The 12,916-nt window shown below is 60.7% G+C and carries 10 protein-coding genes; 6 read left to right on the top strand and 4 right to left on the bottom strand.

Features of this window, described 5'->3' with window-relative positions; genetic code table 11:
- Positions 1-65 precede the first annotated feature (65 nt).
- Together MRBLMR1_RS00350 and MRBLMR1_RS00355 are read right to left on the bottom strand one after the other, a co-directional pair.
- Positions 66-1,628, bottom strand: coding sequence for a hydantoinase/oxoprolinase family protein (locus MRBLMR1_RS00350; RefSeq protein ID WP_148145192.1), 1,563 nt, complete (start codon positions 1,626-1,628; stop codon positions 66-68).
- Positions 1,625-2,704, bottom strand: coding sequence for an S-methyl thiohydantoin desulfurase family protein (locus MRBLMR1_RS00355; RefSeq protein WP_148145191.1), 1,080 nt, complete (start codon positions 2,702-2,704; stop codon positions 1,625-1,627). The genes MRBLMR1_RS00350 and MRBLMR1_RS00355 overlap by 4 nt, the downstream gene beginning before the upstream one ends.
- Positions 2,705-2,849: 145 nt before the next feature.
- Here MRBLMR1_RS00355 and MRBLMR1_RS00360 point away from each other — a divergent pair, with 145 nt between their 5' ends.
- The 6 genes from MRBLMR1_RS00360 to MRBLMR1_RS00385 all read left to right on the top strand — a co-directional run bounded on the left by MRBLMR1_RS00360 (position 2,850) and on the right by MRBLMR1_RS00385 (position 9,989).
- Entirely contained in the window at positions 2,850-3,806 is a 957-nt protein-coding gene (locus tag MRBLMR1_RS00360) for an AroM family protein (RefSeq protein WP_500063390.1), read from the top strand.
- 175 nt (positions 3,807-3,981) lie between these two features.
- Positions 3,982-4,662, top strand: coding sequence for an AroM family protein (locus tag MRBLMR1_RS00365; protein ID WP_183685290.1), 681 nt, complete (start codon positions 3,982-3,984; stop codon positions 4,660-4,662).
- A gap of 51 nt (positions 4,663-4,713) precedes the next feature.
- Positions 4,714-6,306 carry an ABC transporter substrate-binding protein gene (locus tag MRBLMR1_RS00370; protein ID WP_148145189.1) on the top strand — a complete coding sequence of 531 codons (1,593 nt, stop codon included), beginning with the start codon at positions 4,714-4,716 and terminating at the stop codon, positions 6,304-6,306.
- A gap of 97 nt (positions 6,307-6,403) precedes the next feature.
- Complete coding sequence (locus tag MRBLMR1_RS00375) at positions 6,404-7,411, top strand: ABC transporter permease (protein ID WP_148145188.1); 1,008 nt, start codon at positions 6,404-6,406, stop codon at positions 7,409-7,411.
- On the top strand, positions 7,411-8,346 hold the full coding sequence (locus MRBLMR1_RS00380; RefSeq protein ID WP_500063393.1) for an ABC transporter permease: 936 nt from the start codon (positions 7,411-7,413) through the stop codon (positions 8,344-8,346). The genes MRBLMR1_RS00375 and MRBLMR1_RS00380 overlap by 1 nt, the downstream gene beginning before the upstream one ends.
- Positions 8,343-9,989, top strand: a complete 1,647-nt coding sequence (locus MRBLMR1_RS00385; protein WP_148145187.1) for an ABC transporter ATP-binding protein — start codon at positions 8,343-8,345, stop codon at positions 9,987-9,989. The genes MRBLMR1_RS00380 and MRBLMR1_RS00385 overlap by 4 nt, the downstream gene beginning before the upstream one ends.
- Before the next feature lie 115 nt (positions 9,990-10,104).
- Here the strand turns inward: MRBLMR1_RS00385 and MRBLMR1_RS00390 are convergent, their stop codons facing one another.
- Complete coding sequence (locus MRBLMR1_RS00390; protein WP_148145186.1) at positions 10,105-11,124, bottom strand: Ldh family oxidoreductase; 1,020 nt, start codon at positions 11,122-11,124, stop codon at positions 10,105-10,107.
- Between the two features lie 110 nt (positions 11,125-11,234).
- Positions 11,235-12,914 carry an amidohydrolase gene (locus tag MRBLMR1_RS00395; RefSeq protein ID WP_148145185.1) on the bottom strand — a complete coding sequence of 560 codons (1,680 nt, stop codon included), beginning with the start codon at positions 12,912-12,914 and terminating at the stop codon, positions 11,235-11,237.
- Between the last annotated feature and the right edge of the window lie 2 nt (positions 12,915-12,916).

Below are 12,916 nucleotides of genomic sequence, written 5' to 3' on the forward strand. Positions count from 1 at the left end.
AGTCCCCGATCCGCTTTCGGACCGGGGACAATGATTTTGTGTTACCGTAGCGCGGTATCCTGCGTTTACGAAGCCTGTTTCTGCTGGTCTTTCATGAAGGCGATGTCGCCTACGACGCGCACGCGCACGCGGCGGGCATCACCCGGCAGATAGGCGATCGGAATGTCTTCCGTATCCAGCGTGGTGATCGACTTCGGATCGGCACCGGCCTCAATCGCGCGTTCGCGGGCGATACGGTCGGCTTCGGCAATTGCCTTGTCGCGCGACATGTCGGAGAATACCTGGTCGACTTCGCCGGAAACCTGCGCCATCGCCGCACCGAGTGCGTTGGCAACGCCGGCATGTTCGACGCGGAGCACTTCGCTGGCGCCCTTCAGCTTTTCCGGGATGAGGAAGGCACCGCCGCCGACGGCGATCAGGCTCACACCTTCGGCCGAGGTCTTCATCCGGTCCACGCCGTCTTCGACCATGGCTTCGATGCGCTTCAGGAGATCGGCAACCATCGCTTTGTCGAGATGTTTTACGCGGTCACGGTCGCCGATTTCGACGAGGCCGGCAGCGACGGCAACGTCAGTGGTGGTCAGCGTATCGCCGCCGAAGACGAGCGCCTTTTCGGTGATGCGGTAACCGACCGAGCGCGGGCCGATTTTGCGGGTTTCCGGATCGATGATCGTGCCGCCGCCGAGTGCCATCGGCAGAAGGTCGGGCATGCGGAACAGGGTGCGCACACCGCCGACTTCGACGACGTTGTTGGCTTCGCGCGGGAAACCGCCGACGAGGCAGCCGACATCCGACGTGGTGCCGCCGACATCGATGACCATGGCTTCCTTCAGGCCGGTGAGGAAGGCCGCGCCGCGCATGGAGTTGGTCGGGCCGGAGGCAAAGCTGTAGACCGGGTTTGCCGCTGCAACATCCGCCAGAACCACGGTGCCGTCATTCTGGGTGAGGTAGAAGGGCGCGTTGACGCCAGCCTTGACGAGCGCGTCCTTGAAGGCATCGATCGTCTTGCGGCCGAGACCCTGAAGGGCGGCGTTCAGCAGCGTGACGTTTTCGCGTTCCAGAAGACCGATACGGCCCAGAGTATGGGAGAGCGTGATGCGCGCATCCGGGATGACCGAACGAACGATCTCGGCTGCTTCCAGCTCGCATTCGGCAGTCAGCGGCGAAAAGAGCGCGGTGATGCCGACGGAGGTGATGCCGGCGTCGCGGATCTTCATTGCCGCGTCGCGGATTTCGTCGCGGGCAAGCGGTACCAGCGGACGGCCGTCATATTCGTGGCCGCCATGGACCATGAAGGACAGAGGATCGACGCTTTCGCGCAGGTCATCCGGCCAGTCGATCATCGGCGGCAGCGAAGCGCCGGCCGGCATGGCGATGCGGATCGCGGCGATGCGCTCAAGGCGGGCACGCTCGACGACGGCATTGGTGAAATGCGTCGTGCCGATCATCACGGCGTCGATCGGCGAGGCGCCCGGCGCCTGCGAGGATACGACGTGGCCAATAGCGTTGACGACGCCCTGCATCACATCCGCGGTTGTGGGAAACTTGATGGCAGAGACGACTTTCTCGCCATCGATGAGCACGGCATCCGTATTTGTGCCGCCGACGTCAATTCCGATCCGCTTCATGCTGCAAACACCGATTTGAAATCAAGATCATACCCGAAGGCGCGGGGGCCTACATGTTCCAGGCCCTTGGGGCTGGTCAGAACATCCGGCGCCGGCAGGGCGACAACCGTGACGCGCTGGCCGTAACGCACGGTTTCCGTGCCGATCGCTTCGCCCGAAACGGTGTCGAGCAGGCAGATCAGATCCGGCGTCATGGCGATCGGCTGGCCGTCGCGGAAGGCGACTGCCCATTCGTTCTGGAAGGCGAGTTCGACACGTGCGCCGCGATCGTCGTCAAGGCCGTCGATCATGGCTGCACCGCGCAGGAAGCCGCCGGTCGTGGTGCGATCCACGTCTGCAACCTTGCCCTTGAACAGAACCTTGCCGCCTTCGTGAGCGAGAACTGCTGCGATCGGATCTGTATGGGCGGCGCGGGCTTCAAGAACCGCACGGCCGAGGCTGACGGCCTTGGTGACCGTGTGGAGCACGCCCCATTCCTTGACTTCCTTGCCGGTGCGCGGGGCCTTGCAGGTGGCAGAGGTCGAGCCGACCTCGGTGCAGATCTTGCGCGAGATGCGCTCCATCCATTTCCACGACGCGGCCTTGGCAACGATCGCCTCGTTGTCGCGGCAATCGACCAGCGTCAGCGGGTACATCGGCAGGTCGCCGATAGCGAAGCTGGTCATCTGCGCTTCCGGATAGGCACGGCCCATCGCATCGGCGTCAACGACCGGGATATCCAGCATGGCGGCTGCGAGGAAGGGCGATAGCGCATTACCGCCGCCGATCTCAACGCTCATCACGGCGCGGAACTTGCGGCCGGTATATTCTTCCATCAGCTGCATGGCGCGGGCAAGATGAGCCGGGTCGACCAGACGTTCCTGGCCCACCAAAGGGGCGCCCATCTTCGACACGACTGCGACGGCATCGCCATCGTCCAGAGCGTTCGGATCGATAAGCTTGACGCGCTTTCCGTCCTTGTAGAGCTTTTTCAGGTTGAGCTGCGCCAGATAAGGACTGCCACCACCGCCGGTCCCGAGAATCCAGGCACCAACGGCAAGCGGGTCGATCTCACTTGCTTCGAAATCACGGATCATGTTTGCCTCCGAATAATGTGCTAGAACCTAGCCATGTGCGACGAAGAATGCCTATAGGGGACTGCCCCTAGAATGGGCTTGCCTTTAATTTGTGCATGTCTAGAACGGCTATAGCGATACGATCAGAAGGACCGATTCCCTGCCCGTGACGAAGCATCCTCAAACTCCGTCTTCGACCATCGCGGAAGCAGCGGAACCACCCCATCGCGTGATGTTCCTAAGCGTTGGCCAGTCGCCGCGTTCGGACATTATCGACGACATGCTGGAGAACCTCGATCTGCCGATAGAAGCGCTGGAAATCGGCGCTCTGGACGGCCTGTCGCCTGCCGAGATCAACGACCTCAAGGTGCGGCCGGGTGAGACCAGTATCGTCACCCGGTTGGCCGATGGCAGCAGTATCGTCGTGTCCAAGCCGCGGATTGCCGAGCGGATGGCAAAGATCGCAGCCGCCTTTCAGCCGAACGAATTCGATCTGGTGGTGATCCTGTCGACCGGATTGTTCCGGGATTTCGAGAGTACATGTCCGACCGTAAATGCCCAGCGCGCCATGGAATCGACGGTGATTTCGCTTGCTGCGCACGGGTCTGCCGTCGGCCTGATCCAGCCGCTGGAACAGCAGATCGACGAGCTCGATATTCCTGCACTTTCGCCCTACAAGATCACTGCAAGCTATGCCGCGGACGGCGACAAGCGGTTGCTGGCGGGCGCGCTGCTCGATCTCGCCGATGCGGAGATCATCGTGCTGAATTCGGTGAGTTTTACCGAGGCCGACAGGCAGACCGTCGCCAAGGCGAGCGGCAAGCCGGTGGTGCTGGCCCGCCGCATCGTCGTCAGTGCCATACGCCTTCTTTTGCACGGCACGCATCCGGTGGCTTTGCCGGGCGTTCCGGCGGAGTTTTCGGAAAAGCTGCAGCGTCTGACGCCGCGCGAGCGGCAGGTGCTTTCGCTGGTGGCGGAAGGTCTGTCGAACAAGGCGATTGCGCGCCAGCTCGGCATCAGCCCGAAAACGGTCGAGATTCACCGCTCCAACGTGATGGCGAAAATGGAAGTGACGTCCTCTAATGCGCTTATCCGCATGGTCGTCGCTGCGGGCCATCCATAACAAAAATAATCTCAAATGCGTAAGAAAATTGCGTGAAAATGGCGATTTGCCTAAAAAATGATCGTAAAAGATCTTTCCGAATTGTTACCCACTAGGGGCATTACCCTATAGTGAAGTCGCGCATTCGAGCGCTAGGCTCCCTGCCAACAAGATAAAGCAGGGAATGAACGAGAGCATGCCTTCCACATCCAAGATTGCCTTCGTGACTATCGGTCAGACGCCTCGCGTCGACCTGGTACCTGAAATGATGGTCGAGATTACCGTCGGTCTTCCGGAAGGCCGTATCGTACATGAAGAGTTCGGTGTGCTGGATGGCATGAGCCCGGCGGAACTGGATGCGATGCGCGCCAGGGATGGCGAACATTCGTTTGCGACCCGTCTTGCGAGCGGCGAGGAGATAGTCTCTTCCAAGGCTCTGACGGAAGAGAAGCTGAATGTGCTTCTACGGAAGATCGATGGCGAAGGTTTCGATCTGATCGTTCTTCTCTGCACCGGCACGAAGATCGAGCCTTTGAAGAATACGCTCGTGGTCGAAGCGCAGCGGATCGTCGATTCCACTGTCGAGGCGCTTGCCGCATCCGCCCGCAAGCTCGGTGTCATCGTGCCGCTTGAACGGCAGATCCAGGATTTCGAAGAGCGCCATGTGCTGCCTGGCAATCCGAGCCTCGTTTCCGCGTCGCCTTATGCCGGTGACGAGATGGGAGAGCGGGCGAAGCTGCTCGCAGGCTGCGATCTCATCGTCATGCATTGCATGGGCTATTCGGCCGAGATGCATGAGGAAGTGCGTAAATCCATCGATGCGCCGGTGCTTCTGTCGCGCCGTTTGGTGGCGGGCGTCGTTCGCCAGATGCTTTAAGGGTTGAAAGTCAGTCTGATCTAAAAGCCGTCTAATAAGAGAGGGAACTACATGTTCGGCAAAATCATCAGGAATATCGCAATCGCGGGGCTTCTCGCCTCGTCGGTTCTTGCCACCCCTGCCAGCGCTTTCGAGCGCACCGACAAGGGCAATGTCATTGTGTTCGGCGGCCGTCAGGCCATTCCGGTTCTCGATCCGCATATCCGCTACGACTGGTCGACCCGCATGATGCAGCAGGCCGTTTATGACGGTCTCGTCAAGTATGAAGGCGATCCGGCCGTCATCAAGCCTTGGCTCGCCGAAAAGTGGGAAACCAGCGAAGACGGCAAGACCTGGACCTTCCACCTGGTCAAGAACGCAAAATTCCACAATGGCGATCCGGTCACTGCCGAAGCCATCCGATATTCCTTCGAGCGCGGCCTGAAGCTCAACAAGGGCGTCGCCTGGATGCTCAAGGATTTTCTGGCGCCGGAAGGTATCAGCGTCGTTGACGATTATACCGTCAAGTTCGAGCTGAAGGCTCCCTACACGCCTTTCCTCTCCTTCCTGCCCTGGTGGTACATCGTCAACCCGGCTCAGGTTAAGGCCAACGAAGTTGACGGCGACTATGGCCAGAAGTGGCTGACCGATCACGAAGCCGGTTCCGGCCCGTTCAAGCTCGGCCGCTGGGAACCGAATGTTCTTTATGAAGCCGAAGCCGTTGCCGATTACTGGAAGGGCTGGCCGCAGGGCGATGCAAACCGTCCGGCCGGCGTGATCTACAAGATCATCCGCGAGCCTGCCGCCCAGAAGGCTGCTCTGCAGCGCGGCGAAGCCGATATCGTCGAAGGCCTGACGCCGGACGACTATGTCCAGATCGCGCGTGCCAAGGGCATCGCGATTGAAGACCACAAGGGCATGACCACCTTCGGCATCAAGTTCAACACCCAGCAGGGGCCGACCGCCGACATCAACCTGCGCAAGGCAATCGCCTATGCGATGGACTATGATGCGCTGATCCAGGTCTATAACGGTGCTGCGTCTCTCGAAACGAGCCCGATCCCGGATGCGATGAAGGGCCATATCGATGTGCCCGGCATTCCGCGTCAGGACCTTGCCAAGGCCAAGGAATATCTGGCGAAGTCCGGTTATCCGAACGGCGGCATCACCCTGCCTTATGTTCACGTTGCCGGCCTCGAAGAAGCCCGCCGCATCGGTCTTGTGCTACTCGACAGCCTGAAGCCGCTCAACATCAATGTCGAGATCAAGCCGGAACAGTGGCCGAACATGGTCGCCAACGGTTCCAAGGTCGAGACGTCGCCGTCGATGACCTCGGTCTACACGACGCCGGTTTCGACCGATCCGGACGCTGTCGCCTACCAGTATCACAAGAACAGCTGGGGCCAGTATTTCGCGATGATGTTCTACGACAATCCGAAGGTCACCGAGATGATCGACAAGGCCCGGTCCTCGTCGAACTGGGATGAGCGTGCCAAGCTCTATGCCGACATCCAGACCCAGATCGTCGCAGACCAGCCTGAAGTGTTCGGCATGCTGCAGAACCGTCGCTGGGCACGCCGTGACTACCTGCAGGGCTTCCAGTTCAGCCCGGTCCGTTTCACCGGCGAAGTCGACATCTACCCGCTGTGGGTGAAGTCCGAATAAACACTGGCTGAAGTCCCCTCAAGTAAGCCAGAATGGTGCGCATGGTCCGCTTCCCCAACCGCGGGCCATGCGCAAATCATAACAAACGGAGAAGACGATGCTGACATTCGCCTTCCGCAAGTTGCTGACGCTGGTCGGCACGATGATCGGCATAGCCGCGCTGACATTCCTCATCACCAATGTCGCGCCCGGCGATCCGGCCCGTCTCGTGGCCGGTCCCAATGCGACTGAGGACATGGTCGCGACGATCCGCACGGAATATGGTCTCGACAAGTCACTGCCGGAACAGTTCATCGTCTATATGGGTGAGCTTGTTCGCGGTGATCTCGGCACCTCGATCGTTACCACACGGCCGGTGCTTGAAGAAGTGATGCGCTATGCGCCGGCGACGCTGGAACTCGTCTTCGTCGCGATGTTCCTCGGCATTGTCATCGGCGTTCCGCTCGGCATGCTGTCGGCCGTGTACAAGGATGGGCCACTCGACCAGGTGACGCGCATCTTCTCGATTTCCGGCGTGGCGATCCCGGCCTTCTGGTTCGGTATCCTGCTGCAGCTGGTGTTTTCCGTCGATCTGGAATGGTTGCCTGTCTCCGGGCGCCTGCCGCTCGTCACCCGCCCGCCGGAATTCGTCACCGGCCTGCTTCTGGTCGACAGCCTGATTGCCGGCAATTTCGCAACCTTCTGGACCTCGCTGCAACATATCATCCTGCCGGCGATCGTGCTCTCCTTCCCCTGTCTCGCCTCGATCCTGCGCGTCAACCGCGCAGAAATGATCGAAGTGCTGCAGTCGGATTATATCGTGGCTGCCCGCGCCCACGGCATCTCGTCCTTCCGCATCGTCGCGCTTTATGCGCTGAAGAATGCCATGCTGCCGACGCTTGCGATGATCGGCCTGCGTTTCGGCTGGATGCTCGGTTCGACCGTTCTCGTCGAAACCGTGTTCGACTGGCCGGGCATCGGGCTCTATGCGGTTTCGTCTGCGCTGTCGTCGGACTTCAAGCCCGTTGTCGGCGTGACGCTGATGATCGGTTTCTTCTTTATCGTCGCCAACACCCTCGTTGATCTGGCCTATGCCTGGATCGACCCGCGTCTCAGGAAAGCGTGATGACGGCTCATCCCATGACCCCTATCGATACTTCCGTGGAAGACACACGTCCGCTGACCTTCCGCGAACGCCACGCGAGCCAGATCCGCCAGTGGCGGCTCTATGCGCACATGTTCCGCAAGAGCTTTTCATCGATGCTCGGCCTCTCGCTCGTCGTGCTGTTTCTCGTGCTTGCCGCCATCGGACCGCTGATCGTGCCTTACCCGGAAGCGGCAAGCGGTGCGATCAACATGTCGGCCAAGCTGCAGCCGCCGAGCAGCACCTACTGGTTCGGCACGGATGAAATGGGCGCGGATATCTTTTCGCGCGTCATCATCGGCGCGCGGACGTCGCTGTGGATCGGTGTCGTCATCACCGGCATCGCGGCGATAATCGGCATCACGCTCGGCATCATTGCCGGTTATCGCGGCGGCTGGGTTCGTGCTGTCATCATGCGCGTCACCGAACTGTTTCTGGCCGTTCCCGGTCTGGCGCTGGCGCTTGCAATCGTTGCCGCGCTCGGTCCCGGCATCACCAATTGCGTACTGGCGCTCGCGATCGTCTGGTGGCCCGGTTATGTGCGCCTGGTCGAGGCAAAAACGCTGTCGATCAAGGAAGAGCTGTTCATCGAATCCGCCCGTTCGATCGGGGCGAAGACACCGTGGATCCTCTGGCACCATATCCTGCCGAACTGCATGTCGCCGATCATCGTCAAGATGAGCATGGACATGGGCATGGCAATTCTCTCTGCCGCCAGTCTCGGCTTCATCGGGCTTGGTGCCCAGCCGCCGTCGCCGGAATGGGGTTCGATGATCTCGGTCGCCCGCACCTATATGCCCGACTGGTGGTGGTATTCGCTCTTTCCGGGCGCCGCGATCTTCCTCACCGTGCTCGGTTTCAATCTTCTGGGCGACGGCCTGCGTGACATTCTCGATCCAAGGAGCCGCGACCGATGACAGCTCTGCTCGACATCAAAAATTATCGGCTCGATATCGGCACGTTCGACGGTCCGGTGCATGTGCTGAAAGGCATCAATCTAACCGTCAACCGCGGAGACACCGTCGGTATCGTCGGCGAGAGCGGTTCGGGCAAGACCGTCCTGGTTCGCTCGGTACTCGGCATCGGTCCGCGCAACTCGAAGGTCGTTGAGGGCTCGATCTCGTTTGACGGGCAGGACATAACCAACCTGCCGGAGAAGGACTGGACGAAGATCCGCGGTATCCGCATCTCGATGATCTTCCAGGACCCGATGACCTATCTCAACCCGCTGTTTACGATCGGGCGACAGATTTCCGATGTCATCGCGGCACATGAGAAGGCGGCGGGGCAGGGCGTCTCTTCCAAAGCGGCACGGCGTGCCCGCACCGAGGAACTGCTCGATCAGGTCGGCCTGCCGAACCCGTCGATGCTGTTCTCTCAATATCCGCACCAGCTCTCCGGTGGCATGCGCCAGCGCATCCTGATCGCCATGGCGCTGGCTGGCAAGCCGGACATCCTGATCGCCGACGAACCGACGACGGCGCTCGACGTCACTGTTCAGGCGCAGGTGCTCGACCTGATCAATTCGCTGGTCGAAAAGCTCAACCTCACCGTGATCATGATCAGCCACGATATCGGCGCGATCGCCACCGTCGCGAAGCGCTGTGCCGTGATGTACAAGGGCGAAATCGTCGAGCAGGGGATGACGCAGGACATCCTCAACCGTCCGCAGCACGAATATACGCAGCGCCTGCTTGCCGCCGTGCCGGATATCGATGTCGCGCCGGAACGGGTTGCAGCCGAAGTCTCGGAAGCAAAGCCGGGCAAGCGCGGCAATCTTCTCGAAGCCATCGATCTGAAGAAGGTCTATCGCAGCCAGTCCGGCACCGATTTCACGGCGGTCAACTCGATCAGTCTTGCGGTGAAGACCGGCGAGATTTTTGGCGTGGTGGGCGAAAGCGGATCGGGCAAGTCGACGCTCGCACGCATGCTGATGCGGCTGATCGAACCGACATCCGGCGATATCATCTTCGATGGGCAGAACATTTCCGGCCTGTCTGGCGAGCCGCTGCGGCAGATGCGCCGGCACATGCAGTTCGTCTTCCAAAACCCGCATTCGGCACTCAACGGTCGTCACACGATCGGCGATGCGATCGGGGAACCGTTGCGCATCCAGACGGACATGAGCCGTCGGGATATCGAGGCACGCGCGGAAGCGTTGCTCGACATCGTGCAACTGCCTACAATGTTCAAGTATCGCTACCCGCACGAGCTTTCCGGCGGCCAGAAGCAGCGTGTCTGCATTGCCCGTGCGATTGCGCTCAACCCGCGTCTCCTGATCCTCGACGAGCCGACTTCGGCTCTCGACATCTCGGTTCAGGCGCAGGTGCTCGACTTCCTGCAGGAACTGCGCTCCGAGCTGAACCTCACTTACGTGTTCATCTCGCACAATCTCGCCGTCATCCGGCAGATCTGCGACCATACGATCGTGATGAAACGCGGCGAGATCGTTGAACAGGGCGATACCGAGCAGATCTTCCTCGCGCCGCGCGAGGAATACACCAAGTCTCTGATCGAGAGCGGTCGGAAGACGTCGCAAGCGGCGAATCTTCAGGTGTAGGCCGATTGCTGAAGCGGACGGATAAGAAACCCTGTGCAACATATGGCGCAGGGTTTTGTCTTTTCCGGATAGTGGAGGCACGGCTGGCGCCAGATGAAGGGCGGTGTCTTTCAGCTCAGGTGTCGGCCAGGGCCTTCAGCTTCTCGTAGTTCTCGGCGGACAGGGGAATGCCGTCCTTCTCCGCCTTGGCGCGAGTGACGTGTCGGCGGTCGCCGGGCAGGCGTTCCTGGCCGGCTTCCAGCACGAGATCGCAGATGCCGGCGACACGTTCTGCAAAGACGTCGTTGCCGCCGCGGGCGGGATCGATGACGATGAAGAACTGGCCGGTGAACGGCGTCTGCGCCCCCTTGTGACCGCTCCAGTCGAACTCGCCCGAGAAATAACCGCCGGTCAGCGCGGCACTGAGGATCTCGACCATCAGGGCGATGGAATTGCCCTTATGGCCGCCGAAGGGCAGGAGCGCGCCGCCATCGAGGATGGCTTTCGGATCATTGGTCGGCTGGCCATCGCGATCGACCCCCATGCCCGGTTTCAGCTCATGGCCGGCGCGGGCGGCGATCTGCACATCACCATGGGCAACCGCGCTTGAGGCCTGGTCGAAGACGAAGGGGGCAGCCCCTGCACGCGGTGATGCGAAGGCGACCGGGTTGGTGCCGAACACCGCCTTCTTGCCGCCATGCGGCACGACGCAGGCCATGCTGTTGACCACGCTCAAGGCCACCAATCCCTCGTCGGCAAAGGGTTCGACATCCGGCCAGAGTGCGCTGAAATGATGCGAGCGGCGGATGGCGAGAACAGCGACGCCGTTCTCCTTCACCTTCTCGATCAGCAGAGGGCGCGCGGCGAGCATGGCCGGCTGGGTGAAGCCGCCTTTGGCATCGACACGAACGAAGGCTGGCCCGACATCGTCGACTTCCGGCACCGCCTTGCCATCGACCCAGCCGCTGTTTAGCGACGAAACATAACCGGCCATGCGGAAAATGCCGTGGCTGATCGAGCCGTCGCGTTCGCAGGACGCGCAGTTTTCCGCCAGAATCTTCGCGTTGTTTTCGGACACACCATTCTTGACGAAGATCTTCTGCAACAGCGCCACGAGATCGGCATAGGAGAGATGGATGTCGGTGGCTTTGCTCATGTCATTCTCCTTGCGTCGCCGGTAAGGCGCTGATTTGCGGCCGCACGAAGATACAAACAAAGAGGCCGTGTTCAACCAACTTTGCAGCGCATTTTTGCGGCGAGTTTGGCTCAGGTGAGGACCTTCTCGTAGGTGACCCTGCCGTCGCAGATGGTGAACACCGGCCGGATAGCATCGAGATCTTCCGCCGCCGTTGCTTCGACATCACCAGAGAGAACGACGACATCGGCGAGGTAACCGGGTTTCAGCCTGCCTTTGCGGTCTTCCATGAACTCCACGTGCGCGCCGGTGCTGGTATAGGCGGCGAGTGTCTCTGTGAGTGTCAGCCGCTGGTCCGGCAGGTCGTCGGCCCAGCGTTTTCTCGTCATGGCATCGTGGATGCAACCCATCGGGTCGAGTGGCGAGACCGGCCAGTCGGTGGCGAAGACAATCTCTGCTCCGGCATCGGCGAGCGTTCTCCAGGCAAAGGCGAGCGGCCAGCGATCGCGGCCGATGAAGGAGAGATAGGGTTCTAGCGGCAGGCCGGCATTACCGGGTGGATGGGTCGGCTGCATCGAGGCTATGACGCCAAGCTCTTTGAAACGCGGAATGTCATCTTCGTGGATGACCTCGATATGTTCGATACGGTTGCGCGCATCGCGCTTGCCGTTCGCCTCCGATGCGGCCTCGTAGGCGTCGAGCACCATGCGCACCGCGCCGTCGCCGATCGCATGGACGGCGACCGGAAGTTTCAGCCGGTCTGCTTCGGTGACGATGTCGTTGAGATGTTGCTGGCTGAACAGTGGATCGCCCTTCCAGCCGGGACGGTGGGCGTAGTCGTCGAGGAAAACGGCACTTTCGCCTTCGGTCACGCCATCGATGAACATTTTGACGAAATCGCAGCGCAGCCGGTCGGTGTCGAAACGGTCGTGCCATGCGGCGGCCTTTTCTTTAAGGTCCGAGAGCGGCATGAAATTCTTCATGTGATAGGGCATGCGCACCCGCACCGGCAGGCCGGAGGTCTTCTCTATCTCGTCCAGAATTTCCAGCTGATAGAAATTGCCGTCCATGTTCTGAATCGAGGTTATGCCCAGCGAGGCGCAATAGGCGAGGCCATTCCTGATGATATTGAGGTCGATCGCGCGCTCCTGCGGCGTCAGGCTGTCCGGTTCGCCACCGGTGCCAATGCCCAGGCCCTCGCGACCGCCGGTTTCGCTCAGGTCGAAGACCGGCTGCATGGCATCGGCCTCGCGCAACTCGCCGGAGGCAAGGCCATCCTCACCCATGACAACCTCGTTGCCGACGCCGACTTGCCTGCCGTGCAGAAGGCCGGCGAGTTCGAGCGCCCTGGTATTGGCCCAGGCGGTGTGGTGGTCCGGAGAAATCATCGCGAAAGGCCGGTCGGATATAACCCGGTCGAGATCATGGCGGGTGGTGCGTTCGGTTTCCGACAGGATCGTGTAGTCGGCGGAACGGGCGAGAAGCAGCTTCAGGTCGAGGTTCCTCGCCGCATAGTCCTCGACCTTGGCCTTCAACTCGTCAAAGCCTTTGACCTTGTAGAGCGACAGCTGACGCAGGCCGACCGAGCCCATGAAGATATGCATATGGGCTTCATTGAAGCCCGGCAGGACCGTGCCTTGCGCCGCATCGATCACCCGCGTCGCCGGTCCTTTGAGGGGCTCTATCTCGGCTGTAGAGCCGACCGCCACGATCCTGTTGCCGGAGATCGCAAGGGCTTCGGCTTTCGGTGCAGTATCGTCCATTGTCAGCACACGGGCGTTGACGATGATGATGTCGGCGAAAGTCTGCATCT

Origin of the sequence: Neorhizobium sp. LMR1-1-1.1, assembly GCF_040675795.1 — a bacterium.
Lineage (GTDB): Bacteria > Pseudomonadota > Alphaproteobacteria > Rhizobiales > Rhizobiaceae > Neorhizobium > Neorhizobium cellulosilyticum.

Coding starts and splice junctions, on each gene's coding strand:
- MRBLMR1_RS00350 (WP_148145192.1), bottom strand. CDS start 1,628: ATGAAGCGGATCGGAATTGACGTCGGCGGCACAAATACGGATGCCGTG.
- MRBLMR1_RS00355 (WP_148145191.1), bottom strand. CDS start 2,704: ATGATCCGTGATTTCGAAGCAAGTGAGATCGACCCGCTTGCCGTTGGT.
- MRBLMR1_RS00365 (WP_183685290.1), top strand. CDS start 3,982: ATGCCTTCCACATCCAAGATTGCCTTCGTGACTATCGGTCAGACGCCT.
- MRBLMR1_RS00370 (WP_148145189.1), top strand. CDS start 4,714: ATGTTCGGCAAAATCATCAGGAATATCGCAATCGCGGGGCTTCTCGCC.
- MRBLMR1_RS00375 (WP_148145188.1), top strand. CDS start 6,404: ATGCTGACATTCGCCTTCCGCAAGTTGCTGACGCTGGTCGGCACGATG.
- MRBLMR1_RS00380 (WP_500063393.1), top strand. CDS start 7,411: ATGACGGCTCATCCCATGACCCCTATCGATACTTCCGTGGAAGACACA.
- MRBLMR1_RS00385 (WP_148145187.1), top strand. CDS start 8,343: ATGACAGCTCTGCTCGACATCAAAAATTATCGGCTCGATATCGGCACG.
- MRBLMR1_RS00390 (WP_148145186.1), bottom strand. CDS start 11,124: ATGAGCAAAGCCACCGACATCCATCTCTCCTATGCCGATCTCGTGGCG.
- MRBLMR1_RS00395 (WP_148145185.1), bottom strand. CDS start 12,914: ATGCAGACTTTCGCCGACATCATCATCGTCAACGCCCGTGTGCTGACA.